Source organism: Mesorhizobium sp. M0074, from assembly GCF_040322975.1.
In the GTDB taxonomy this organism is placed as follows: Bacteria; Pseudomonadota; Alphaproteobacteria; order Rhizobiales; family Rhizobiaceae; genus Mesorhizobium.
Window position 1 is genome coordinate 149,177 of the sequence record NZ_JAMYUM010000003.1, and the last position, 23,614, is coordinate 172,790.

A 23,614-nucleotide genomic window follows, 5' to 3' on the forward strand; every position below is an offset into this window, starting at 1 on the left:
TGTGACGTATGAATCAACTCGACGAGCGTAAGCTTGATCCCGCCGTAGCCCTTGCCTCCCTCGACGAGGTTGCGCCCCGGGAGCCGCACCGGCTGTTCGCCCTCAAGCAAGCCGACTGCTTCGCGGTGGCCGACGCCTATGGCGACATCCGCGGCGCCGGCGATGGCTTTTTCCGAGACGACACGCGTGTGCTTTCGGAATTCCGGCTGACGGTCGGTGGCCGGCAAATGTCGTTGCTCGGCGCCTCGCTCAGCCAGGACAATGTGCTTTTCACCTCGAACCTGACCAATCTGCCGATCCAGAGTGTCGGTGGTCGCGACATTCCGCAGGGCGCGATCCACATAGAACGCGTCAGGCTGCTTTGGCAGGACCGGCTGTTCGAGCGCATCACCCTTTCCAACTACAGCCAGGAATCGTCGGCCATTCGGGTTTCCTTGCATTTCGCAGCAGATTTCCGCGACATGTTCGAGGTGCGCGGTTCGACCCGGCTCAAGCGCGGAATAGCCCACGCCGCCGAGACCAGTCCGACATCCGTGGTGCTTCGATATGACGGGCTGGACCAGCTCGTGCGCCTGTCGGCGATCTCGTTCTCGCAGGCGCCGGACAATTTGACCGCCAGCCGCGCGGATTTCCTGGTTGCGGTGACGAAGCGCAGCAGCGAGGTCCTCTATATCGAGGTCGGCCCGGAAGTGGCGGAGACACCCGACCGCGACCGTTTTCGGGCTGCTGCCGCCCGCGCTCGCTTCGGCATGCGCGCCAAACGCCGCCACGGCGCGACGGTGCACAGCTCCGGCCGCGTCTTCAACGACTGGATCGAACGCGCGCGCGCGGACGTGGCGTTGCTGACCACCGAGCTTTCAACCGGACCTTACCCCTATGCCGGCATACCCTGGTTCTCGACGGCATTTGGCCGTGACGGGGTGATTTCCGCACTGCAGATGCTGTGGTTGAATCCTGGGCTGGCGCGCGGCGTACTCGCCTTTCTCGCCCAGCATCAGGCGACCGAAACGTCGCCGTTCAGCGATTCGCAGCCGGGCAAGATCATGCACGAGACCCGCAAGGGCGAGATGGCGGCACTGCGGGAGCTCCCGTTCGGCCGCTATTACGGCGGCGTCGATACCACGCCGCTCTACATTCATCTCGCTTGCGCCTATGCGGATCGTACCGGCGACATGGCGTTCGTCGACAGCCTGTGGCCATCGCTCTGTGCAGCGGCCGAATGGACGGAGGAGACAAGCCGCGCGACCGGCTTCGTTACCTACCAGCGCGGCGCCGAGACCGGCCTTGCCAACCAGGGCTGGAAGGACAGTTTCGATTCCGTCTTCCATGCCGATGGCCGCATGCCCAAGGGGCCGATCGCCCTGGTCGAGGTGCAAGGCTACGTCTTTGCCGCGTTCCGTGGGCTGGCGGCGCTCGCCCGCCGCCGCGGCGAGGACGACAAGGCCGATCATTGGGAGGAACGCGCCGAAACCATGCGCGCCGCGGTGGAACGCCATTTCTGGATGGACGATCTCAATTTCTATGCACTGGCGATCGATGGTGCAGGCGAGCTCTGCAAGGTACGGACGTCGAATGCCGGCCATCTTCTCTTTGTCGGGCTGCCCGAGCCGGAACGGGCGCAGATGGTCGCCGATCAGCTGCTCTCTGCGTCGTTCCACTCTGGTTGGGGAGTGAGGACGCTGGCCGACGATGCGATATTCTTCAATCCGATGTCCTACCACAATGGTTCGATCTGGCCGCACGACACCGCCATGTGCGGTGCCGGCCTGGCACGTTATGGCGTGCGCGACAGCGTAGTCAGGCTGATGAGCGGCACGTTCGAATCGGCTGTCCATTTCAACATGCGGCTGCCGGAACTGTTCTGCGGCTTTACCCGGTCGCCGGGCGAAGCGCCCATCGCCTATCCCGTCGCGTGCCTGCCGCAGGCCTGGTCGGCGGGATCGGCCTTCATGCTGATGCAGGCCTGCCTTGGGCTCGAAATCGACGGCTGGAACAGCGAAATCCGGGTCACCCGCCCAAGGCTGCCGATCGGCATCGACACGCTGACATTGCGGCATCTAGGTGTCGGCTCGACAGTGGTCGACCTCACATTCCAGCGTGTCGGCGACCGGGTCGTCGCCTTTCTCGCCGATCGGTATGAGGGGATGGTGCCGCTCATCGTGCGCACTTGATGCCGCCGCACTGCGGCGCGTCGAAAATGACGCGCGGCATTGCAATCGTCCGGAACCGATAGCCTCTTTGTGCGTTGCAAAAATGGGCGGCGCGGGAACGCTGCCGTTGTTATACGGCGGCGAACCAGAAAACAAATAAAAAAACGGCTATCGGCCGGCCGGAGGCGAGATCACATTCCATGTCAGATTATACTGTAAACCTGCTCTGGGTTTTGCTGATTGCAAGTTTTGGCTTTTCCGCTTTTGCCATTCTCCTGTCGATATCCCGCCAGCGTCGCGGCCGCGCAACGGCGGCCGCATACACGCCGAGCGAGGATGTCGCGTCGGAAGCGGCACGCAAGGTGCTGCGCGAGTTCGAAAAGAACGGCCAGTCGGCCGATGCGGCACTGGTCACATGGTCGCCCGACACTTTGCGCAAGATCCTGGCCGACGACCTGCCGGACGCACAGGTTATCGTGGTGTCCAACCGCGAACCCTACATCCACAACATCAAGGATGACGGGGTCCAACTTTTGGTGCCGGCCAGCGGCCTGGTTTCGGCACTCGAGCCCATCACCCGCGCCTGTGCCGGCACCTGGATCGCCTATGGCGGCGGCACGGCAGACCGCCTCACCGTCGACAAGGACGACCGGGTGCAGGTACCGCCAGGCAATCCGTCCTACACGCTGCGCAGGGTCTGGCTGACGGAGGAGGAATATCAGGGTTATTATCTGGGCTTCGCTAATGAGGGCCTATGGCCGCTTTGCCATATCGCCTTCACCCGCCCCGTGTTTCGCGCCTCGGACTGGGACGCCTACGAGGCCGTCAACCGCAAATTCGCCGATACGGTGGTTGCCGAAGCCCGCAACGAACGGCCGATCGTGCTGGTGCAGGACTACCATTTTGCGCTGCTGCCACGCATGATTCGCCAGCGCCTGCCGGACGCGATAGTCATTACCTTCTGGCACATCCCTTGGCCCAATTCGGAAGTGTTCAGCATCTGTCCGTGGCGTGAGCGGATCCTGGAAGGACTGCTCGGCAGTTCGATCATCGGCTTTCATACCCAATTCCATGCCAACAACTTCACCGAAAGTGTCGACCGCTTTCTGGAGAGCCGGATCGAACGGGCAGACGCGGCAATCTCCTATGGTGGGCAGACCACATTGGTCCACGCCTATCCCATTTCCATAGAATGGCCGGCCCAATTGCTGGCAAAACTGCCGTCTGTGGAGGAGTGCCGCGCCAGCGTGCGCGACAGATTCGGCCTGTCTGCGGATACCAAACTATGCGTTGGCGTCGAGCGCCTCGACTACACGAAAGGCATTCTCGATCGCTTCCATGCCTTGGACGAATTGTTCACGAGATATCCCGAATGGATAGGCAAGGTGGTTTTCCTGCAGATCGCCGCGCCGAGCCGGGGGACATTGCCCGCCTACCAGCAACTCCACGACGAATGCCGCCGCTGTGCCGAGGAGCTCAACCGGCGCTATGGCAGCGAGACATACAGCCCTATCCTGATGGTCGCCGAACATCATCGGCAGGAGCAGGTCTACGAGGTCTATCGCGCCGCCGACATCTGTATGGTCACCAGTCTGCATGACGGCATGAACCTTGTCGCCAAGGAATTCGTCGCAGCGCGCGACGACGAACAAGGCGTGCTTTTGCTCAGCACCTTCGCCGGTGCCTCGCGCGAACTGCTGGAAGCGCTGATCGTCAACCCCTACGATGCGGCCATGATGAGCGAGGCGCTGTTGCAGGCGCTGACGATGACGCCGGAAGAGCAGCGCGAACGTTTGCGGCCGATGCGCGAGATGGTCCGCGACAACAATGTCTACCGCTGGGCCGGCAGTATGCTGCTGGACGCCGCGCGCCTGCGCAAACGCGGCGATCTCGACAGGGTGACCGGGACCGGCGAGCGCCCGCCATCGAACACCAACAACGTCATCTCGATGTTCGAGCGGGCTCGGAAGGCAGCGTCGTGAAAAGCTTTGAACAACCGCCGGCGTTGAACCTGTCGGAAGGGCAATGGGCGCTCTTCCTCGACATCGACGGAACCCTGCTGGAACACGCTGCCCATCCCGACGCGGTGTTCGTCGGCGAGGAATTGCGCAATCTGCTCGAACGCATCGAGCGGCGGCTGGATGGTGCGGTCGCCTTCATCACCGGCCGATCGATTCCCGCCGTGGACAAGCTGTTCCATCCGCTGAAGCTGCGGATCGCCGGACTGTATGGGCTGGAGCACCGGCTGACGCCGAGCGGTCCGATCGATGCCGCCGACGCGCCGGCCGACATCGCCGCCCTTGCGGACGAGATCGAAGCCGAACTGGGCAGCGGCAAGGTCTATGTCGAGCGCAAGGGGCCGGTCCTTGCCGTTCATACAAGAGCAGCACCGCAACTGCTTGCACCCGCAATCCAGCTCGTCGAACAGGCATTGGCCCGGCTTCCGAAGGGTTATCGGGTGCTTCCGGGAAACGCCGGCGTCGAGCTCATGCCTTTGGAAGCCGTCAAAGGTGCTGCCATCCGGCGTTTCATGGACATTCCGCCCTTTGTCGGCCGGCGGCCGATATTCCTCGGAGACGATACATCGGACGAACACGGTTTCGAGGCGATCAATAAAATTGGCGGCATCTCCATCCGCGTGAAGCCGGACGGACCGACGGCCGCAACCTATGTCCTCGACGACGTGACCGGCGCAATAGCCTGGCTCGAGGCCAATTTCGAGGCCTTGCCGGTCTCTTGATCATCTGAATATCAACACGCCTTATTCGATCTTGCCGTCCACGATGTGAATGCGGCGATCCATGCGCGCCGCCATGTCGAGATCGTGCGTAACCGCCACGACGGTCTTGCCGCGCTCGCGCACCAGATTCTCCAGGATCGTGAAGACCTGCTCGGAGCTCTTGCTGTCGAGGCTCCCCGTCGGCTCATCGGCGAGGATAAGCGGCGGGTCGTTGGCGAGCGAACGTGCCACCGCGACGCGCTGACGCTGGCCGCCGGAGAGCTGGTCAGGCCGCTTGTCGAGATGCTCGCCGAGCCCAAGAGATGAAAGCAGCTCCCCGGCCCGCTCACGCATGTCGGGCCGCGTCAGCCGGCCGAGCTTGCGCATCGGGATTTCGACATTTTCGCGCGCCGTGAACTCCGGCAGCAGAAAGTGAAACTGGAAAACAAAGCCCAGCATCGAAAGCCTGGTCCGCGCGCGCTCCCTTTCATTCATCGGCTCGGTGTCGCGTCCGCCTATCCTCAAGGTCCCGCCTGTCGGCCGGTCGAGCAACCCAAGCAGATACAGCAGCGAGGACTTACCGGAGCCGGAGGGACCGGTCACGGCGACGAATTCGTTGTCGTTGATCGTGAGCGTGATGTCCTTGACCAGCGTAACGGGGACCGTCTCTGGCAAGATGCGGGTCAGTCTCTCGGTCTCGATGAGTGCGCTCATGTCGCGCCTCGGATAATCTCGACGGGGTTCAGGCGCGCCGCACGGCGCGCCGGCAGGTAGCCAGCCACCGCCGCCGAGCCCAGTGCGAAGGCCGAGGCGATGATATAGTGGGTCAGGCTCCAGGCTATCGGCAGCCGGGTCATCTCCTGGCCGGTCGCGGCGATCTCAAAACGGATGAGCGAAAGCGCATAGGTCATGGAGAAGCCAAGCACCCCGCCGAGCACAGAGCCGGCAGCGCCGATCGCCACGCCTTCCAGCAAAAAGAGCCGGCGCATGTCGGACTCCGGGAAGCCGAGCGACTTCATGATGGCGATGTCGCGCGCCTTCTCGTGCGTGATGGTGGAGATGATGTTGTAGATGCCGAAGCCAGCAACCAGCATGATCGCGCCGACCACCGTGTACATGATGACGTTGCGCACAACGAGCGCTTCGAGAATCGATTCGTTGGCTTCTTGCCACGCTACGGCCTTGTAGCCCAGTTCAGCCTCGGCTCGATGCGCCACCGCCGCAGCGCGGTTGGGGTCGTCGAGCTTGATGCGGATCTCGTTGATGGCATTCGGACGCGCGGAGAGGATTTGCGCGTTCTTCAAAAGCACATAAGCTTCGCCTTCGTCGCGCGCGGTAGTGCCGGTGTGGAAAAGTCCGGCGATCTTGAAATTGCGCGTCAGCCCTTCGGAGGAAACCGCCGTTATCGTGTCGCCGAACCCGGCGCCGAGCCGGTTCGCCATCGTGTCGCCGATGAGCACGTTGTTGCCGCCCGCGGCAAGTGCCGAAAAGCTGCCTTCGACGAACTCTCCGACGATCGGTGAAACGCCGGTCTCGCGCTGCGGATCGACCCCGATGATAGCTGCGCCCACTTCGCGGCTGGAATAGCGGATCACGCCCTGCGTCTTTAGGCTTGCTGCGAACCGGCCGGGAATCCAGCTCTCCAGCCAGGAGGTCGCGGCGGTCGGGTTGATGATGCCGCGCCGATCGTCGCGTGGCCGGAGCCCCGAGATGGCGGCGGTCTCGAAGTAGTCCTCGGCCGGCTGCCGGCGGGCGGTGCGCTGCTCGTCGGTGATGTCGACATGCGGCATCGTGTCGACGAGCTGCCTGACGAAATCGTCCTGCCCGCCCTGCATCAGCGCCGCCATCGCAATTGAGAAGCCGACACCCACCGCGACGCCGACTATGGCGACCAGCGTCTGGCGGCCGCGGCCGGCGATATGCGTTACGGCAATGTCGACGATCAGCGCCATCGTTGCCTATCTCTCCTGCGCGGCGGCGATGTTCACGCGCGCACCGTCGCCGAGGTCAGCGGGATAGGGCGAGATGACGCGAGCCTTCTCATCGACACTAGAGATAACTTCGACGCCATTGGTGCCGCGAATGCCCGTTCGGATTTCACGCCGCCAGGCCTTGTCGCCTTCGACTACGAACACCTTGTTCCCATCCACCGCAACCGACGGGATCAACAGCGCATTTTTCGAAACGCGGATGACGATGTTCACGTCGGTCGACATGCCTATACGAAGCGGCGTATTGTCCGGCAGGCGGAAGCGGACGCGATAGGTCTTCGTCACCGGATCGCCCTTGGGCGTGATGCTGTCGACCACCGCTTCCAGATTCTGCCGAGGGAACGCATCGGATTTAAGCAGCGCGCGCTGGCCGATCTCGACCCGTGGAATGTCCTCCTCGTTGACCTCGGCGACCACCAGGAGCGGCTTCGGCTCGCCGACCCAGAACAACACGGCGCCGAGTTCGGCGATCTCACCGACCTCGCCGTCCTGCCTGAGCACGATACCGGCGCTCGGCGCTCGTAAGACGTAGGTGTCGAGCCGCGCTTTCTGTCCGGCAACCAGCGCTTCGATCTGGCCAAGCTCGCTTTGCGCGCGATCGAGCGCCTGCTGGCTTGCCGCACGCCTTTCGGCAAGCACGGTCAGCCTCCGGAGCTCTTCCTGGGCAAGTGCTTGACGCGCTTCGATCTCGCCAAGCACGGCCCGGGCCTCGCTGTCGTCGAGCTTGGCGAGCACATCGCCTTGTGCAACCCTCGACCCCTCGCAATTACACTGCTCGACGATCCTCTCGCGGACAACGGGAGTCACCTTGGCCCAGGTTCGCGGCTCGACTGAGCCACTCGCGTAAACGATCTCCGCCGCGTCGCCGCGTTGTGGCGTCACGATCGAAACCTTGGCCGGCTGCCACACATACCAAGCGCCGAAAGCAGCAGTCGCCGCGACAAGAACGATGCCGACAGTCCAGCGTATCCGTCGCAAGAAGCTCTCCTTCCACCATCGAATGCGAACGTCGGAGCGGTGGCAGACATAGCATTAGACCGACCGTCGGTCTATAAAAGTTGCATAAAGAAACGGTTCGTGCTCCTCTTGCCCCCTGTACTTTGTGAGGTCGATTTTGCCCCGAGTGATAAAGCCCCCGGAGATACGATCCACCGAGCTCCTCGACTGTGCCCAGCGGCTTTTCTTCGAGCATGGCTACGACAACACGACGGTGAACGACATCATCCGCGAGGCCGGCTTGTCGAAGGGTGCGTTCTATCACTATTTCGCGTCGAAGGAGGCCCTGCTGGAGGCGCTCGCCAGACGTCTCGCACGTGACAGCCTTGCCGAGCTGCAACCCCTCCTCGACGATCCGTCACTCGATGGGATTGGCCGGCTCAATGCACTCTTTGCCGGCTCGCGACGGCTGAACGTCGAGCTTGCCCCGCAATTGCGAAAAACGTTCTTCGTCGTGTTCCGGCCCGAGAACCTTGCCCTCTTCCATCGGGTCGACCAGGCGGCCAGGGAACTGGCCGAGCCGATAATCACAAATCTGCTCAGGAAGGGAAGCGAGGAAGGCATTCTCGACGTGCCCGACCCGCAAGCTTTTGCCGAGATGTTCCTGCAACTCCGGCTGACCTTTCGGGACGTGATGCACCGCGCCCTGCTACAGGCCGAACAGGGTAATATCGACGAAGCAGCGCGGCTGCTCGAGGGCCGATTGCGGCTCTACGGCATCGCAATCGACCGGCTTTTGAAGTTGCCCGATGGAACGATAGAAGCCGTGCAGCCCGGTTTTGCCCGGGCTTTTCTCGAAGCCGGACCGTAAACCGCTGACAGCGATGGAGGAGAGTTGATGAGTAGGAAATCGCGCGCTTCGACCGATGCCGTTCTCAAGGAACTGCGCGCCTTCGGCCTCACCTATCCGGGCGCCGAGACAAAGACTCCGTGGCCTGGTCACGACGATCTCGCGGTGAAAGGAAAGACCTTTGCTTATTTGAGCCTTGAAGGCGAACCGTTCAGCATCTCCCTCAAACTCCCCTACAGCGGCGACGAGGCGAGAAAGCTCCACTATGCGTCGCCGACAGAGTATGGCCTTGGCAAGAGCGGATGGGTGACGTTCGAACCAGCACCGGACGAACTGCCACCGATCGGACAACTGAAGTCATGGCTCGATGAGAGTTATCGCGCACAAGCGCCCAAAAAGCTTGCCGCCCTGATCACGCACAAGGTGGACTCGCGAGCTTAGGTCGAGCGATCGGTGTCACCCCACGAATCGTCGGCGCTAGAAGCTCAACGACGCCACGCCGATAAGCGCCTTTTTCATTGAATGTCTTTAAGTCCAAAGCCGGCAAATCGTCTGCTTGCCGGTTCCCCTGCGTCAGGCTTAACCTGCGTGCCATGCGTGGAGGCGCGTGCGGTAACAAGGGGAGGACATAGCAATATACAAGGCGCATCACCGGACCTGTACAATGAGGATCTCGCACCGGCGAAGGTTCGAAACTGGGGACCGTTCTCGATCTTCAACGTCTGGACGTCGGACGTCCACAGCCTGTGGGGCTACTATCTCGCTGCCAGCTGTTCCTGTTCTGCGGCGGCTTCGTCAACTTCATCATCGCCATCGGTATCGGTTCGCTGATCATCTATGCGTTGATGAACATGGTCGGCTATGCCGGTATGAAGACCGGGGTGCCCTACCCGGTCCTGGCGCGTGCCTCCTTCGGCATCTGGGGCGCCAACATACCGGCGCTGGTGCGCGCCATCGTCGCCTGCTTCTGGTACGGCGCGCAGACGGCGGCCGCCTCCGGGGCGATCGTAGCCCTGCTGATCCGCTCGCAATGGTTCGCCGACTTCAACCAGAGCACCCATTTCCTCGGCCACTCCGGGCTCGAGGTGATCTGTTTCGTCATCATCTGGGCGCTGCAGCTCCTGATCATCCAGAAAGGCATGGAAACGGTGCGCCGCTTCCAGGATTGGGCCGGACCGGCGGTGTGGGTGATGATGCTGATCCTGGCGATCTATCTTTGCATCAAGGCAGGCACCTTCGCTTTCACCAGCGACATCCCGATGGATGTGCTGCTGGAAAAGACAAAGGACGCGGGCGTGCCGGGCACGCCAGGCTCCTGGACCTCGCTGTTCGCGGTGGCCGCGATCTGGGTGACCTATTTCTCCGCGCTCTATCTCAACTTCTGCGATTTCGCGCGCTACGCCCCGGACAAGGCATCGCTGCGCAAGGGCAACATCTGGGACCTGCCGGTCAATCTTATCCTGTTCTCGCTGGTCGCCGGCGTCACGACGATCGCCGCCTTCGACGTCTATGGCGAGGTGCTGCTGCATCCCGACCAGATTTCGGCGAAATTCGACAGCTGGTTCCTGGCGGCGCTCGCAGCCCTGACCTTTGCGGTGGCGACGCTCGGCATCAATGTGGTGGCGAACTTCGTGTCGCCGGCCTTCGACTTCTCCAATGTCTTTCCACGCCAGATCGACTTCAAGAAGGGCGGCTACATCGCGGCGCTCATCGCGCTGGTGCTCTATCCATTCGCGCCCTGGGAAGGCAGTGCCGCCTCCTTCGTCAACATCATTGGCGCGACGATGGGGCCTATCTTCGGCGTGATGATGGTCGACTACTATCTGATTCGGAAGGGCGAGGTCGACGTCGAGGCGCTCTACAGGGAGAATGGCGAATTCCGCTTTCAGGGCGGCTGGCATGTCAATGCCTTCATCGCCGCCGGTATCGGCGCGGTCTTCTCCTCGATCCTGCCCAACTTCACCAGCCTGCTGCCGTCATGGTGGGGCGTCTATGGCTGGTTCTTCGGCGTGGCAATTGCCGGCGTCATCTACTACGTGCTGCGCACGATGGCACTCGGTGCCGAAGCAAGGATAGCCAAGGCCTGAACAGACTCGGGGCGGCGCGAGCCGCCCCGTTTATTCTGCGACCATCTTGGCCAGGCGGCGCACTGTATTCCAGTTGCGCGAGGTGCCGATGCCGAGACGTTTGTGGCTCACCGCCGCAAGCAGCCGCGAACTCGGCATCTGGCGGGAAAAGACGATCCAGATGTCGCCGCCGACAATCCGCAGCTTCTCGTCCTTGCCGGCATAGGTCTCAAGCGCCGCGGCGGTCTCGGCGGGAACGGGCGCTCGCATCACGCGCACCGCCACCTGGTCCGCGGTCTCAGCCGATTCAGCTGGGAACGGATTGCCGGCCGCCAGCCTTAGCCAGCCGTCGGCGCGGCGCACGATGATGTCGACGTGGCGGCCGAAAGTCTTTGCGAACGCCGCCTCCAGCCGCTGCTCCAACGCCGCAAGTTCTGTTTCTTGCGCCTCGAAGACCAGATTGCCGGTCGCTACCAGCGTGCGCGGGTTATTCAGACCCAGGCCTTCGGCCATCGCCTTCAGATCGGACATGACGACCCGCTGCCCCTCGCCCAGGACAATGCTGTAGAGCAGCGCGACGTAAGTTTGCATGGGCGGCTAGTCTAGACCAGCCGCGACTGCTCTACCGCCGCCTCGATGAAGCTGGCAAACAGCGGGTGCGGATCGAGCGGCCGGCTTTTCAACTCGGGATGGTACTGCACGCCGATGAACCAGGGGTGGTCGGGATATTCGACCGTTTCCGGTAGCACGCCGTCCGGCGACATGCCGGCAAACACCAGGCCGCAATCCTCGAGCCGCTCCTTGTAGTCGACATTGACCTCGTAGCGGTGGCGATGGCGTTCGGAAATCTGGGTATCGCCATAGATCTCGGCGATCTTCGATCCCTTGGCGAGGTCGGCCTGGTAGGCACCGAGCCGCATGGTACCACCAAGGTCGCCGGTTTCCCTGCGCTTTTCCAGCATGTTGCCCTTCAGCCATTCGGTCATCAAGCCGACGACCGGCTCCTCGGTTGGACCGAACTCGGTCGATGATGCGCGCTCGACGCCGGCCAGCGAACGCGCCGCCTCGATGCAGGCCATCTGCATGCCGAAGCAGATGCCGAAATACGGCACCTTGCGCTCGCGCGCGAACTTCGCCGCCAGGATCTTGCCCTCCGAGCCGCGCTCGCCAAAACCGCCGGGGACGAGAATGCCATGGACCTTCTCAAGCCACGGCGCCGGGTCTTCCTTCTCGAATATCTCGCTTTCGATCCAGTCGAGCTTGACCTTGACCCGGTTGGCGAGGCCGCCATGCGACAGCGCCTCGATCAGCGATTTGTAGGCGTCCTTGAGGCCGGTATATTTGCCGACGACGGCAATGGTCACTTCGCCTTCCGGATTGTGGATGCGGTTGGACACCGCTTGCCACCGTTCCATGCGCGGCTTCGGCGCCGGATCGATGCCGAAGGCGGCCAGCACTTCCGAATCCAGCCCTTCATTGTGATAGGCCATCGGCACGTCGTAGATATGCGGGACGTCGAGCGCCTGGATGACGGCGCTTTCGCGGACATTGCAGAACAGCGACAGCTTTCTGCGCTCTTCCTTGGGGATCGGCCGGTCAGCGCGGACCAGCAGTATGTCGGGTGCAATGCCGATGCCGCGCAACTCCTTGACCGAATGCTGCGTCGGCTTGGTCTTCAGTTCGCCTGCCGTCGGAATGTAAGGCATCAAGGTCAGGTGGACGTAGACGGCGTTGTTGCGCGGCAGGTCGTTGCCGAGCTGGCGGATCGCCTCCAGGAACGGCATCGCTTCGATGTCGCCGACGGTGCCGCCGATCTCGCACAGCACGAAATCGTAGTCGTCATTGCCGTTGAGGACGAAATTCTTGATCTCGTCGGTGACGTGCGGAATGACCTGCACGGTAGCGCCGAGATAGTCGCCGCGCCGCTCGCGCTCGATGATGTTCTTATAGATCCGGCCGGTGGTGATGTTGTCTTGCTGGTTGGCCGAGCGGCCGGTGAAGCGCTCATAATGGCCAAGATCGAGATCGGTCTCGGCCCCGTCATCGGTCACGAAGACTTCGCCGTGCTGATAGGGCGACATCGTGCCGGGATCGACATTGAGATAGGGATCGAGCTTTTTGATGCGTGCGCGATAGCCCCGCGCCTGCAAGAGAGCCCCAAGGGCCGCTGCAGCAATGCCTTTTCCAAGTGAGGAAACCACGCCGCCTGTGATGAATACATATCGCGCCATGGGAGTCATCGCTTAACGCGGCCGAATTGATTCCGCCAGAGAAAAAACCGCCGCGAAGGCTTTTTCCCAAGAAGGCGCTCTGGTCGTTGGCGTATCAAAACAAAAGGGCCGGCGAGGCCGGCCCTTTTGGCACGATCTGTCAAAGCGTCAGATGATGACGACTTTGGTGCCTACTTTCACCCGGCGGTAAAGGTCCATGACGTGCTCGTTGATCATGCGGAAGCAGCCATTGGAGGCGCTGGTTCCGATCGACTGCGGCGCGATGGTGCCGTGAATGCGCAGGTGGGTATCTTTCTTGCCGTCGTAGAGATAGATGGCGCGCGCACCGAGCGGATTGTCGCCGCCGCCGGGCATGCCGTCCTTGTACTGGCCATAGTGCTTGGGTTCGCGCTTTTGCATATCCAGCGTCGGAATCCAGCGCGGCCATTCCTGCTTGTCGCCGACGGCAACCGTACCCTTGAACTGCAGGCCTTCCCGGCCGACCGCGATGGCATAACGGCGGGCGGTTGACGATGATTCGACGAGGTAGAGACGACGGGCGCTGGTATCGATGACGATGGTGCCGGGGTTGTAGCCGGTGAATTCGACCTCCTGCGGCACGAATTCCGCCTTGACCTTGAACTGCCGCTTGGCCTGCTTCCTTTCGAGCGCGGCGTCGAGCGCGCGTGTTTCCGGAAGCAGCGACATCGACGAAGAGGATGTGCCGCCGAACAGTCCCGCGAACAGCCCGACGCTTTGCGGCTTCTGCCCGACCGGTTCGCTGCGCAACTCGCCATTGTTGCCGGTCAGCGCAACGTTCATGGCCTCGGCCGGGATCGGCTCGGCCGACTGGATCGGCGCAATAGGCGTAATCGGTTCGATGATGTTGACGGTCTTCTTCTTGGCCGGCGTGGCGTCAGCCACCTTGGCCGTTGCGAGCGGCTGGCTCTTCTTGGCAAGGAACGCCTGCCGTTCCGCATCGGCTTTGGCTTTCGCCGCCTCACGCATCGCCAGCTTCCTGGCTTCGAGTGCCTTGGCGCGAGCGGCTTCCTTGTCGGCTGCGATCTTGGCTTCGATCTTGCGGATCTGCGCAAGGTCGTCCGGCGTCGGATCTTTCTTCTTCTTGAGAAGCTTCAATTGCGCTGCATCGCTTTTGGCAGCGACCTTGACGACGTCGGTTGTTGTTGCGGCTTTGTGGGCCGAGTTTGCCGTCGGCATGGCCGCGTAAGCGGGCGCACCTAGGCTGAGCACGGCACAAAGGCCGGCAAAAATGAAGCTGCGAAGCTGCATGGGGAAGATCCGATCGTTCAATGCTTGTTGCCCACGGCGTCGCCCGGCGCCCCCCAAGGACGCCGAGAATGCCGCGTGCAACGTATAATCGATTAGCCGGAAGCGCCTCAAGCGTGAGGCGCAGTCGAATCTTCGTGATCGTGCGGCATTTGCCGCGACTGTGTTCAAACGACAACAGATCGCGGCATAAGTTGCCCTATTACTGGTTGGGGACCTGCGGCGTGGCCGGCGCGGTGGCGCCGTTTGTCGCTGGCGGCGTCGCCGGAGCGGTTGCCGGCGGCGGCGTTGCCGCGCCATTGCCGGACGGCGGGGTCGGCGCCGTGGTGCCCGAAGGCGGCGTCGGCGTCGTGGTTCCAGGCAATTGGTTGAGTACGCCCTTGCCAACTCCGTCCGAGGTCGCCGGCACGCGATCGAGAATGTCGATCGGCTTCTCGCCATAGCGCGCAACGATCGACAGTGTCAGCGAAGTGACGAAGAAAGCGGCAGCCAGGATCGCCGTCGCCCGCGTCAGCGCATTGGCGGCGCCACGCGCGGTCATGAAGCCCGATCCGCCGCCGATGCCGAGGCCGCCGCCTTCGGAGCGCTGCAGCAGCACCACGCCGACAAGCGCGAGCACGACCATGAGGTGGACGACGATCAGTACGGTTTCCATAATTTACCCTGGCAAGGCCTTGTGCGGCCGCTGATTTGGAGGCGGCTCAATACAATGCTTTGACGGCATTTCCAAGCCCGTGGCCGGAATATGGGAAGCAATGCGTCCTTTGCAACGATTTCGGCGCCGGCCGTCCGCTCAAATGCAGCAAGCAGCCCTTGTATCAAGCAATGTTTCGATAGGCTTCCGCGATGCCGAGGAAGTCCGCCGCCTTTAGGCTGGCGCCGCCGACCAGCGCGCCATCGACATTCCTGACGCCGAGCAACTCGACGGCGTTGGACGGCTTGACCGAGCCGCCGTAGAGAATGCGCATCTTGGCCGCCGTATTGCCGAGCTTCCGTGCCAGTTCTTCGCGGATATGCGCATGTGCCTCGGCGACGTCGGCGGCGGTCGGGGTCAAGCCGGTCCCAATCGCCCATATTGGCTCATAGGCAATGACGGTGTTGGAGGCCGTGGCGTTTGGCGGGACCGAGCCAGCGACCTGGCGCGACAGCACGTCGAGCGTGGCTCCTGCTTCTCGTTCGGCTCTTGTCTCACCAATGCAGATGATGGCCACCAGCCCGGCGCGCCATGCGGCGGAGGCCTTGGCCTGGACCAAGGCATCGTCCTCCTTGCGATCGGCGCGGCATTCGGAATGGCCGACGATGACATGGCTGGCACCTGCATCCTTCAGCATCTCGGCCGAAATGCAGCCGGTATAGGCGCCGCTTTCCTCGGTGTGGCAATCCTCTCCGCCGGCCCGCACCGGCGTGCGCGACAGAATCTCGGCGGCGTGCGCAAGCAAGGTCGCCGGCACGCAGACCACCGCTTCGGTCTCGGCGTCGAGCCCACTCATGAAGCCGTTGCCGATCATCCTGAGCTCGTTGAGCGAGGCGCTAGTGCCGTTCATTTTCCAGTTGCCGGCGACGAGCGGGCGGATTCCAGGCGTCATGGGATTTGTTTCTCCGGGCAATTTCCAGCTGGCCCTCACTATCAAAATCAGGCCACAAAGCAATCGACAGTGGGCAGGAAGGGCGCTATTGCGCTTGTTTCAGACTCGGCGCATGCGAAATGCGCAAAAATCGGAAGTACACATGCTTGGTATGTTGAGAAGCGCGGCGGGGACCTGGGTCGCTAAACTGCTGCTGTCATTGTTGGTGTTGAGCTTCGCCGTCTGGGGCATCTCGGGCCGCCTGATGGGCGGTCTTGCCGGCCATGATGCCGTGATCACGGCCGGAGGCACCAAGGTCTCGATCAACGAATACCGCCTCGCCTACGATCGCCAGCTCAGCGTCATGTCGCAGCAATTCGGCCAGCGCATCAGCCGTGAGCAAGCGACGGCGCTCGGCATCGACAACCAGGTGCTGGCGCAACTCGTGTCGGGCGCTGTCCTCGACGAGCAGGCCCGCAAGCTCGGACTCGGCCTGTCCAAGGACCGGCTCGCCGAACTGACGCGTGAAGACCCGGCGTTCAAAGGGCCTGCCGGAAGCTTCGACAGGAGAACCTTCGAGTACCTGCTTCGGCAGATCGGCATGCGGCCGGAAGACTATTTGAAGAACCGCGCCCAGGTCGCGGTCCGCCAGCAGATCGTCGAGGCGGTTTCGGACGGCCTCAAGGCCCCGGATACATTCTTCAAGGCGGTCGCGCTCTATCGCGGCGAAGATCGCACCATCGACTACCTGACCTTGCCGAAATCGCTGGTCGAACCGATAGAAGCGCCGTCCGACAGCGCGCTTTCGGCCTATTTCGAGGAAAACAAGAAAACCTACGCCGCGCCCGAATACCGTAAGTTCTCCTATGTCAGGCTCGAACCGGAAGACATCATGGATTTGAGCGCGGTGACCGACCAACAGGTCAGCGACGACTACAATAAGAACAAGGCGCGCTACACCACGCCGGAGATGCGCACCATCGAGCAGCTTGTGTTCAAGACACCTGATGCCGCAAAGGCGGCGCTCGATTCGCTCAGGACCGGCGCGACCTTCGACAAGATCGTCGCTGCCGAAGGCAAGACGCCGGCCGACACGCTGCTCGGCACGCTGGCCAAGGACAAGATCGCCGACAAGGCGGTCGCCGATGCTGCCTTCAAACTAAACGTCAATGAGGTCAGCCCGGTCGTACAGGGCGCCTTTGGTCCCGTTCTGCTGCGCGTCACCGAGATCAAGCCCGAAGTGGTGAAGCCGCTGGCCGAAGTGTCCGAGCAGATCCGCAAGGACCTGGCACTGGGCGAGGCAAGCCGCATCTTGCTGGACGTGCACGACAATTACGAGGATACGCGCGCCTCGGGCAGTTCGCTCGCCGAGGCAGCCGCCAAATTGAAGCTGAAGGTCGTCACCATCGATGCCATCGACCGCACCGGCCAACGGCCGGATGGAAGCATCGTCAAAGACCTACCGGAATCGCCGGCACTCATCAAGGCGGTGTTCGAATCCGAACCCGGAACCGACAATGAAGGCCTCACCACCGCCGATAACGGCTTCGTCTTCTACGACGTGAGCGCGATCACGCCTGCCCGCGACCGCACATTGGACGAAGTCCGCCAGAAGGTCGTGGCCGACTGGACCGCGGCGGAGACCACCAAACGGCTCACCGCAAAAGCACAAGAGCTCGAGAAGCGTCTCAAGGCCGGCGCCACGCTCGAGGTGATCGCCGGTGAGCTCAAGCTCGAAAAGCAGACCAAGCGCGGCGTCAAGCGCGATGCTGACGACGTCGATTTCGGCAAGGAAGGGGCCGCCGCGATGTTCGGCGTCGGCGAAGGCGGCACCGGGCTGATCCCCTCGCCCACGGGCGACGGACAGATCCTGTTCAAGGTTGCCGAGGTATTCGAGCCCGCCGGGGCCGACGCCAGCTCAGTACCCGAGGACGCACAGAAGTCCTTCACATCCGGCATGTCCGACGACCTGCTCGACCAGTTGGTGGCGCAGTTGCAGACGCAATATGACGTCCGCATCGATCAGACGGCCGTAACCCAAGCCCTGGCCAGATGAGCGCGCTGAAGATCCACATCGCCAAGGTCGCCGCCGGCAGCGCTCTTTCTTTCGAGGAGGCGCGCGAGGCCTTCGACATTATCATGTCGGGCGATGCTACCCCCGGCCAGATCGGCGGCTTCTTGATGGCATTGCGCGTGCGCGGTGAGACCGTCAGCGAGATCGCCGGCGCCGTCGCCACCATGCGCGCCAAGATGCTGCGTGTCGAAGCCCCCGAGGGCGCCATCGACATTGTCGGCACCGGCGGCGACAATTCGCACAGCGTCAACATTTCGACCGCATCCGCTTTCGTCATCGCCGGCAGCGGCGTGCCCGTCGCCAAGCACGGCAATCGCGGACTGTCCTCGCTGACCGGCGCCGCCGATGTGCTGATCGCATTGGGCGTCAAGATCGACATCCCTCCGGAAACGATCGGCCGCTGCATCCACGAGGCCGGCGTCGGCTTCATGTTCGCGCCGGCGCATCATCCGGCGATGAAGCATGTCGGCCCGACCCGGGTCGAGCTCGGCACCCGCACCATCTTCAACCTGCTGGGCCCGCTTTCCAATCCGGCGAGTGTCAGACGGCAGATGGTCGGCGTGTTCCTGCCCGAATGGATCATGCCCGTGGCAGAAACGTTGAAGGAACTTGGTGCCGACCATGCCTGGATCGTCCATGGCGACGGCTATGACGAGATCACCACCACCGGCGAGACACTTGTCGCCGAACTGGCCGGCGGCGAGATCCGCAGCTTTACGCTGACCCCGGAAGCAGTCGGGCTGACGCGTCACACCAAGGACGAGTTGCGCGGCGGCGACGCCGCCCACAACGCCCAGGCACTGCGCGACATGCTGGGCGGCGCCGCCGGCGCCTTTCGCGATACGGTGCTGATGAATGCCGGCGCCGGGCTGGTGGTGGCCGGCAAAGCGACGACCCTCGCCGACGGCATGGTAACGGCGGAGCAGGCCATCGACAGCGGCCGCTCGCTGAAAGTGCTCGACAGGCTGATCGAGATTTCGAACGGTTAAAACCATGTCCGACATCCTGCGCAAGATCGAGGCTTACAAGCGCGACGAGATCACGGCGGCCAAGGCGCGCGTGCCGCTCGCCGAGATCAAGGCACGGGCGACGGATGCCGACGCGCCGCGCGGCTTTCTTTCTGCCCTTGAAGCAAAGCGCAAATCCGGCAGGTTCGCGCTGATTGCCGAAATCAAGAAGGCTAGCCCATCCAAAGGCCTGATCCGCGCCGATTTCGATCCGCCGACGCTGGCCAGGGCCTATGCGAAGGGCGGTGCCGCCTGCCTTTCGGTGCTGACCGACGCACCCTCCTTCCAAGGCGCGCCCGAATTCCTCACCGCTGCGCGCGCTGCCGTCGAGCTGCCTGCATTGCGCAAGGATTTCCTGTTCGACCCCTATCAGGTCTACGAGGCCAGGGCATGGGGCGCCGATGCCATCCTGATCATCATGGCCAGCGTCGACGACGCGTTGGCAAGAGAACTCGAAGCGACAGCGTTCGGTCTCGGCATGGACGCGCTGGTCGAAGTGCATGACGAGGCTGAAATGGAACGCGCGCTGCAGCTGTCGTCGCGGCTGATCGGAATCAACAACCGCAATCTCCGGACCTTCGAAACCAGCCTGCAGACCTCGGAGCGGCTGGTACCGATGGTGCCGGCCGACCGCCATCTGGTCAGCGAGAGCGGTATCTTTTCGCACGACGATTGCCGCCGGCTGGAGCAGAGCGGCATTGCGACTTTCCTGGTCGGCGAGAGCCTGATGCGCCAGCAGGACGTGGCCGCGGCAACGCGCTTGCTGTTGACGGGCAAGGCGCCGGCAGAGGCCTTTTGAGGATGGCGGCCGCCCTCACCCATCTTGGCGCGCAGGGCGAAGCCAACATGGTCGATGTCGGCGACAAGGCTGAGACGGTGCGCACTGCAGTCGCAGAAGGTTTTGTCGCGATGCGGCCCGAGACGCTGGACATGATCCTCGCCGGCGACGCCAAGAAGGGCGACGTGCTGGGCACCGCGCGCATTGCCGGCATCATGGCGGCCAAGAAGACGCATGAACTGATCCCGCTTTGCCATCCGCTGCTGCTGACCAGGATATCTGTCGATATCGAGGCGGACGCCGCGCTGCCCGGCCTGAAGGTGACAGCATTGACCCGCGTCACCGGCAAGACCGGCGTTGAGATGGAGGCTCTGAGTGCCGTCTCGGTCGCTTGCCTGACCATCTACGACATGGCCAAGGCGGTCGACCGCGCCATGGTCATCTCCGGCATCAGGCTTGTTGAAAAGACCGGCGGCAAATCCGGCGACTACAAGATCACCGGAGACGGGGCCACCGAGGCAGGCCGATAATGGCGCTGGTCCCAGTTGCCGAGGCGCTCGAGCGCCTGCTGGACGGCGCAGCAGCGCTGCCGGGCGAACGCGTCGCACTGCTGGATGCCGCCGACCGCGTGCTGGTGGAGCCGGTTGTGGCGCTCCGCACCCAGCCGCCGTTCAACGCCTCCGCCATGGACGGCTATGCCGTGCGGGCGGCCGATATCGCGTCCGTACCGGCAAGGCTTTCGGTGGTCGGCATGGCGCCGGCCGGACGCGGCTTTGCCGGAACGGTGCAGCAGCGGCAGGCCGTGCGCATCTTTACCGGCGCGCCGCTTCCCGAAGGCGCCGACACTATCGTCATCCAGGAGAACGTCCGCGATCTCGGTGGCGGCAGCGTCGAAGTGACGGAACCGACGGTGCAGGGGCGCAACATCCGCCGCCTCGGGCTCGATTTCGCCAAGAGCGATGTCCTGCTGCCCAAAGGCCGCCTGCTCGACCCGGCGGCCTTGTCGCTGGCGGCATCGGCCAATCACCCCGAGGTGCGCGTGGTCAAACGGCCGCTGGTCGCCATCATCGCCACCGGCGACGAATTGCTGCCGCCGGGCAGCGATGTTGGCCCCGACCAGATCATCTCCTCCAACGCCTATGGTGTCGCCGCTGCCGCACAGTCGGTCGGTGCGCGCGCGCTCGACCTTGGCATCGCGCCGGACCGCAGGGAGGCGATCGCTGCGCTGGTTGAAAAGGCCGTGAAGGCTGGCGCGAACGTCATCGTCACGCTGGGCGGTGCCTCGGTCGGTGACCACGACTTCGTCCATGACGTGCTGACCGGGCAAGGCATGACGCTCGATTTCTGGAAGATCGCCATGCGGCCGGGCAAGCCACTGATGTTCGGGCGGCTGGGAGACATTCGCTGCATCGGCCTGCCCGGCAATCCGGTGGCAAGCCTGGTCTGCACTCAGCTCTTCCTGAAGCCGCTGCTGGCGCGGCTCGGTGGCCGCGCCTTTCAGCAGGATATACGTCGGGCACGGCTCGGTGCTGCCATGCCGGCCAACGATCTCAGGCAAGATTATGTGCGGGCTGTTGTCATAGATGACACCGGTACGCTCGTGGCGACGCCGTTCGGCATCCAGGACTCCTCGATGCTGAAAATGCTGGCCGATGCCAACGGGCTGATCGTTCGCGCGCCGTTCGCTCCTGCCGCGGCGGCGGGCTCCCCCTGCGACGTACTGATGCTACGCTGAACCTGCCTCACTCCGAAATCAAGGTCCGGGTCAGCGGATGGTCTGGATCGGCCAAACCGTCGATGATGTTGAAATGATGCCGGTCAGGCTCGACCACCGAGCTGGTCGCGGTACCCAGGCCGATCCAGATGTTGGCCAGCAACGCGCTCTGACGCAGGAATTCGGCGCGCTCGCCGCCGCCGGCCCAGCAGGTCAGGCGGGCCTTGTCCATCGGGCGCAGCAGCACCGGACTTTCGGCCTGCGCCTCGGCCTCATCGATCGCCAGCGTCTCGTTCATGCCGGTGCGCATGATCGGGCGCAAATCGTGCACCCCCGAGATCGACACCACGTGACGAACGCGCCGGACCACTTCGGGCGCCAGCGGCGTCGTCGCCGTAACCATCCGGCTAACAAGATGGCCGCCGGCCGAGTGTCCGGTCAGCATCAGCGGCCCTGGAACCATCGCCGCCGCCTTGCCGATCGCCGCGCCGACTTCCTTGACGATGCCGCCAATGCGTATCTGCGGACAGAGCGTGTAGGACGGCATCGCCACCGCATAGCCGCGATCAACAGGGCCAGTGGCAAGATGCGACCAGAAACTCTTGTCGAATGCCATCCAGTAGCCGCCATGAACGAACACCACGAGTCCCTTGGGCTTGATGGCCGGCAGGAAAAGATCGAGCCGGTTGCGTGGGTTGTCGCCATAGGCCATGTCGAGCCGCGCCCTGCCCTCGGTCGAAAGCACGTCGCGGAAAACCCGCGCGGGCTCGATCCAGGCCGCCGGCCAGCGATCGCTGCCGGCTATGTTGGCGCCGTTGGCATAGGCGTTGTCCCAATCGGCAATGTGACGTTCGAACACCCTGCGCCCTCCCTGGCAATATAGCCTTGCAACGTAGCCGTGAGCATCGCGCGGCGCGTCGTCGCCAGCCTCACGATTCCAGCTCTCGCATCAATCTCAAGTGACAGCCGCCTTGATGGCGAAGCGCGCTTCCTTCCACGCACCGGTGCGCAGGATGTCCTCAAGCACTTCGACGGCCTGCCAGACATCGGCATAGCCGACATAGAGCGGGGTGAAGCCGAAGCGCATGGTCGATGGCGCGCGAAAATCGCCGATCACGCCACGTTCGATCAGCGCGCGCATGACCTGGTAGCCATGCTCATGCATGAATGAAATCTGGCTGCCGCGTTTTTCCCCATCGCGCGTGCTTTCGAGCGTGAGCCCGTAAGTGCCGCACTTTGCCTCGACAAGCTCGATGAACAGATCCGCCAGTGCGATGCTCTTCTTGCGCACCGCCGTCATGTCGACATCGTTCCAGATGTCGAGCGCGCCCTTCAGCGTGCGCATCGACAGGACCGGCTGCGTGCCGCACAGAAACCGGCGGATGCCGGTGCCGGCCGCATAGCCTGGCTCGAAGGCGAAGGGCCGTGCATGGCCCCACCAGCCGGTGAGCGGCTGCTGGATGTCGGAAAGATGCCGCTCAGCCGCATAGATGAAGGCAGGCGCGCCCGGGCCGCCATTCAGATATTTGTAGGTGCAGCCAACGGCAAAATCGGCGTTTGCCTTGTCGAGTTCGACTGGCATCGCGCCGGCGGTGTGGCAGAGATCCCAGACGATCATCGCCCCGGCTTCCTGAGCCCTGCGCGTCAGCGCCGGCATGTCGCGCAGTTCGCCCGACTTATAGTTGACGTGGTTGACCAGCACCACGGCGGTGCGTTCGTCGATCAGCTCTTCGATGGTCGGCGCGTCGACCCCCGAGAGGCGCAGCAGCGTATCTTTTCGCGTCGAAACCACACCCTCGGCCATGTAGAGGTCCGTCGGAAAACTATCGCCCTCGGCGACGATGACCTGCCGCTCCGGTCGCATGGCCATGGCGGCGTGCAGCAGCTTGTAGATGTTGACCGATGTCGTGTCGCAGACCACCGTCTGGCCGGCCGCGGCACCGATCAGGCGCCCGAGCTGGTCGCCAAGTTCAAGCGGCATGTTGAACCAGCCGGCCGTGTTCCATGCGCGGATGAGATCATGCGACCATTCTTCGGTCGCGGCCTTGTGCAGTTCATCGAAAGCGGCACGTGAAGCAGCTCCTAGCGAATTGCCGTCGAGATAGATCACTCCTTGCGGCAACACAAAGCGGTCGCGCATCGCGCGCAACGGATCCGCGGCATCCATCGCCTTTATGGCCACGAGATCGGGAATTCCTGTCATGATTTGTCTGCTCCCCCAAGATCCAACGCAACGCCGGACACGCATCGACTGTTCTTCCATTACC

At 63.1% G+C, this 23,614-nt stretch carries 20 protein-coding genes and 1 pseudogene; 11 read left to right on the forward strand and 10 right to left on the reverse strand.

The window, feature by feature from the left end; translation table 11 throughout:
• Window positions 1-8: 8 nt before the first annotated feature.
• The 3 genes from NKJ73_RS05870 (at window position 9) to otsB (ending at window position 4,890) form a co-directional block, all read left to right on the forward strand.
• Window positions 9-2,171, forward strand: coding sequence for an amylo-alpha-1,6-glucosidase (locus NKJ73_RS05870; protein ID WP_023674970.1), 2,163 nt, complete (start codon window positions 9-11; stop codon window positions 2,169-2,171).
• Window positions 2,172-2,350: 179 nt separating this feature from the next.
• Window positions 2,351-4,132, forward strand: coding sequence for an alpha,alpha-trehalose-phosphate synthase (UDP-forming) (locus NKJ73_RS05875; protein ID WP_023674969.1), 1,782 nt, complete (start codon window positions 2,351-2,353; stop codon window positions 4,130-4,132).
• Window positions 4,129-4,890: a trehalose-phosphatase gene (gene otsB / locus NKJ73_RS05880; protein ID WP_352568677.1), complete on the forward strand. Its 762-nt coding sequence runs from the start codon at window positions 4,129-4,131 to the stop codon at window positions 4,888-4,890. Before NKJ73_RS05875 ends, otsB begins: the two co-directional genes overlap by 4 nt.
• Window positions 4,891-4,911: 21 nt before the next feature.
• Here otsB and NKJ73_RS05885 read toward each other — a convergent pair whose 3' ends face one another.
• The 3 genes from NKJ73_RS05885 to NKJ73_RS05895 are packed head-to-tail and all read right to left on the reverse strand — an operon-like array spanning window position 4,912 to window position 7,838.
• Window positions 4,912-5,583 (reverse strand): ABC transporter ATP-binding protein, encoded by a 672-nt coding sequence (locus NKJ73_RS05885; RefSeq protein WP_352568678.1) that lies wholly within the window; start codon window positions 5,581-5,583, stop codon window positions 4,912-4,914.
• Window positions 5,580-6,821, reverse strand: a complete 1,242-nt coding sequence (locus NKJ73_RS05890; protein ID WP_352568679.1) for an ABC transporter permease — start codon at window positions 6,819-6,821, stop codon at window positions 5,580-5,582. Before NKJ73_RS05890 ends, NKJ73_RS05885 begins: the two co-directional genes overlap by 4 nt.
• Before the next feature lie 6 nt (window positions 6,822-6,827).
• The gene (locus tag NKJ73_RS05895) at window positions 6,828-7,838 is read right to left on the reverse strand and encodes an efflux RND transporter periplasmic adaptor subunit (RefSeq protein ID WP_502898067.1); all 1,011 of its coding nucleotides are present in this window, start codon (window positions 7,836-7,838) and stop codon (window positions 6,828-6,830) included.
• A 145-nt stretch (window positions 7,839-7,983) separates the two neighbouring features.
• Here NKJ73_RS05895 and NKJ73_RS05900 point away from each other — a divergent pair, with 145 nt between their 5' ends.
• From NKJ73_RS05900 to NKJ73_RS05910, 3 genes and pseudogenes are all read left to right on the forward strand, one after another.
• Complete coding sequence (locus NKJ73_RS05900; RefSeq protein WP_502898068.1) at window positions 7,984-8,667, forward strand: TetR/AcrR family transcriptional regulator; 684 nt, start codon at window positions 7,984-7,986, stop codon at window positions 8,665-8,667.
• A gap of 27 nt (window positions 8,668-8,694) precedes the next feature.
• On the forward strand, window positions 8,695-9,087 hold the full coding sequence (locus NKJ73_RS05905) for an MmcQ/YjbR family DNA-binding protein (protein ID WP_352568681.1): 393 nt from the start codon (window positions 8,695-8,697) through the stop codon (window positions 9,085-9,087).
• 195 nt (window positions 9,088-9,282) lie between these two features.
• Window positions 9,283-10,733, forward strand: a pseudogene (locus tag NKJ73_RS05910) (NCS1 family nucleobase:cation symporter-1).
• 30 nt (window positions 10,734-10,763) lie between these two features.
• On the opposite strand, the gene NKJ73_RS05915 reads toward NKJ73_RS05910, so the two are convergent.
• The 5 genes from NKJ73_RS05915 to tpiA all read right to left on the reverse strand — a co-directional run bounded on the left by NKJ73_RS05915 (window position 10,764) and on the right by tpiA (window position 15,795).
• Entirely contained in the window at window positions 10,764-11,303 is a 540-nt protein-coding gene (locus NKJ73_RS05915; RefSeq protein WP_352568682.1) for a DUF1697 domain-containing protein, read from the reverse strand.
• Window positions 11,304-11,314: 11 nt separating this feature from the next.
• Window positions 11,315-12,943 carry a CTP synthase gene (pyrG, locus tag NKJ73_RS05920; RefSeq protein WP_023674960.1) on the reverse strand — a complete coding sequence of 543 codons (1,629 nt, stop codon included), beginning with the start codon at window positions 12,941-12,943 and terminating at the stop codon, window positions 11,315-11,317.
• Window positions 12,944-13,090: 147 nt separating this feature from the next.
• On the reverse strand, window positions 13,091-14,212 hold the full coding sequence (locus NKJ73_RS05925) for a L,D-transpeptidase (RefSeq protein WP_352448838.1): 1,122 nt from the start codon (window positions 14,210-14,212) through the stop codon (window positions 13,091-13,093).
• A 199-nt stretch (window positions 14,213-14,411) separates the two neighbouring features.
• Entirely contained in the window at window positions 14,412-14,864 is a 453-nt protein-coding gene (secG, locus tag NKJ73_RS05930; protein ID WP_352568683.1) for a preprotein translocase subunit SecG, read from the reverse strand.
• Between the two features lie 163 nt (window positions 14,865-15,027).
• Window positions 15,028-15,795, reverse strand: coding sequence for a triose-phosphate isomerase (gene tpiA / locus NKJ73_RS05935; RefSeq protein WP_023674957.1), 768 nt, complete (start codon window positions 15,793-15,795; stop codon window positions 15,028-15,030).
• Between the two features lie 142 nt (window positions 15,796-15,937).
• Between tpiA and NKJ73_RS05940 the strand changes: the two genes are divergently transcribed.
• From NKJ73_RS05940 to NKJ73_RS05960, 5 genes are read left to right on the forward strand one after another with little or no spacing between them, the layout of a single operon-like run.
• Window positions 15,938-17,830, forward strand: a complete 1,893-nt coding sequence (locus NKJ73_RS05940; RefSeq protein WP_352448836.1) for a SurA N-terminal domain-containing protein — start codon at window positions 15,938-15,940, stop codon at window positions 17,828-17,830.
• Entirely contained in the window at window positions 17,827-18,837 is a 1,011-nt protein-coding gene (gene trpD / locus NKJ73_RS05945; protein WP_352568684.1) for an anthranilate phosphoribosyltransferase, read from the forward strand. The genes NKJ73_RS05940 and trpD overlap by 4 nt, the downstream gene beginning before the upstream one ends.
• A gap of 4 nt (window positions 18,838-18,841) precedes the next feature.
• Window positions 18,842-19,654 carry an indole-3-glycerol phosphate synthase TrpC gene (gene trpC, locus NKJ73_RS05950; RefSeq protein ID WP_352568685.1) on the forward strand — a complete coding sequence of 271 codons (813 nt, stop codon included), beginning with the start codon at window positions 18,842-18,844 and terminating at the stop codon, window positions 19,652-19,654.
• Between the two features lie 2 nt (window positions 19,655-19,656).
• The gene (gene moaC / locus NKJ73_RS05955; protein ID WP_352448833.1) at window positions 19,657-20,163 is read left to right on the forward strand and encodes a cyclic pyranopterin monophosphate synthase MoaC; all 507 of its coding nucleotides are present in this window, start codon (window positions 19,657-19,659) and stop codon (window positions 20,161-20,163) included.
• Window positions 20,163-21,368 (forward strand): molybdopterin molybdotransferase MoeA, encoded by a 1,206-nt coding sequence (locus NKJ73_RS05960; RefSeq protein ID WP_352568686.1) that lies wholly within the window; start codon window positions 20,163-20,165, stop codon window positions 21,366-21,368. The genes moaC and NKJ73_RS05960 overlap by 1 nt, the downstream gene beginning before the upstream one ends.
• A gap of 7 nt (window positions 21,369-21,375) precedes the next feature.
• On the opposite strand, the gene NKJ73_RS05965 is transcribed toward NKJ73_RS05960, so the two are convergent.
• Window positions 21,376-22,206, reverse strand: a complete 831-nt coding sequence (locus NKJ73_RS05965) for a hormone-sensitive lipase (protein ID WP_352568687.1) — start codon at window positions 22,204-22,206, stop codon at window positions 21,376-21,378.
• Between the two features lie 96 nt (window positions 22,207-22,302).
• Window positions 22,303-23,550 carry a kynureninase gene (gene kynU, locus NKJ73_RS05970; RefSeq protein WP_352568688.1) on the reverse strand — a complete coding sequence of 416 codons (1,248 nt, stop codon included), beginning with the start codon at window positions 23,548-23,550 and terminating at the stop codon, window positions 22,303-22,305.
• Window positions 23,551-23,614 lie beyond the last annotated feature (64 nt).

Bases quoted from the DNA above. Each gene is read 5' to 3' on its own strand.
- NKJ73_RS05890 (WP_352568679.1), bottom strand. From the start codon at position 6,821: ATGGCGCTGATCGTCGACATTGCCGTAACGCATATCGCCGGCCGCGGC.
- NKJ73_RS05885 (WP_352568678.1), bottom strand. From the start codon at position 5,583: ATGAGCGCACTCATCGAGACCGAGAGACTGACCCGCATCTTGCCAGAG.
- kynU (WP_352568688.1), bottom strand. From the start codon at position 23,550: ATGACAGGAATTCCCGATCTCGTGGCCATAAAGGCGATGGATGCCGCG.
- NKJ73_RS05940 (WP_352448836.1), top strand. From the start codon at position 15,938: ATGCTTGGTATGTTGAGAAGCGCGGCGGGGACCTGGGTCGCTAAACTG.
- pyrG (WP_023674960.1), bottom strand. From the start codon at position 12,943: ATGGCGCGATATGTATTCATCACAGGCGGCGTGGTTTCCTCACTTGGA.
- moaC (WP_352448833.1), top strand. From the start codon at position 19,657: ATGGCGGCCGCCCTCACCCATCTTGGCGCGCAGGGCGAAGCCAACATG.
- trpC (WP_352568685.1), top strand. From the start codon at position 18,842: ATGTCCGACATCCTGCGCAAGATCGAGGCTTACAAGCGCGACGAGATC.
- NKJ73_RS05875 (WP_023674969.1), top strand. From the start codon at position 2,351: ATGTCAGATTATACTGTAAACCTGCTCTGGGTTTTGCTGATTGCAAGT.
- NKJ73_RS05960 (WP_352568686.1), top strand. From the start codon at position 20,163: ATGGCGCTGGTCCCAGTTGCCGAGGCGCTCGAGCGCCTGCTGGACGGC.
- NKJ73_RS05870 (WP_023674970.1), top strand. From the start codon at position 9: ATGAATCAACTCGACGAGCGTAAGCTTGATCCCGCCGTAGCCCTTGCC.
- trpD (WP_352568684.1), top strand. From the start codon at position 17,827: ATGAGCGCGCTGAAGATCCACATCGCCAAGGTCGCCGCCGGCAGCGCT.
- tpiA (WP_023674957.1), bottom strand. From the start codon at position 15,795: ATGACGCCTGGAATCCGCCCGCTCGTCGCCGGCAACTGGAAAATGAAC.
- NKJ73_RS05915 (WP_352568682.1), bottom strand. From the start codon at position 11,303: ATGCAAACTTACGTCGCGCTGCTCTACAGCATTGTCCTGGGCGAGGGG.
- secG (WP_352568683.1), bottom strand. From the start codon at position 14,864: ATGGAAACCGTACTGATCGTCGTCCACCTCATGGTCGTGCTCGCGCTT.
- NKJ73_RS05925 (WP_352448838.1), bottom strand. From the start codon at position 14,212: ATGCAGCTTCGCAGCTTCATTTTTGCCGGCCTTTGTGCCGTGCTCAGC.
- NKJ73_RS05905 (WP_352568681.1), top strand. From the start codon at position 8,695: ATGAGTAGGAAATCGCGCGCTTCGACCGATGCCGTTCTCAAGGAACTG.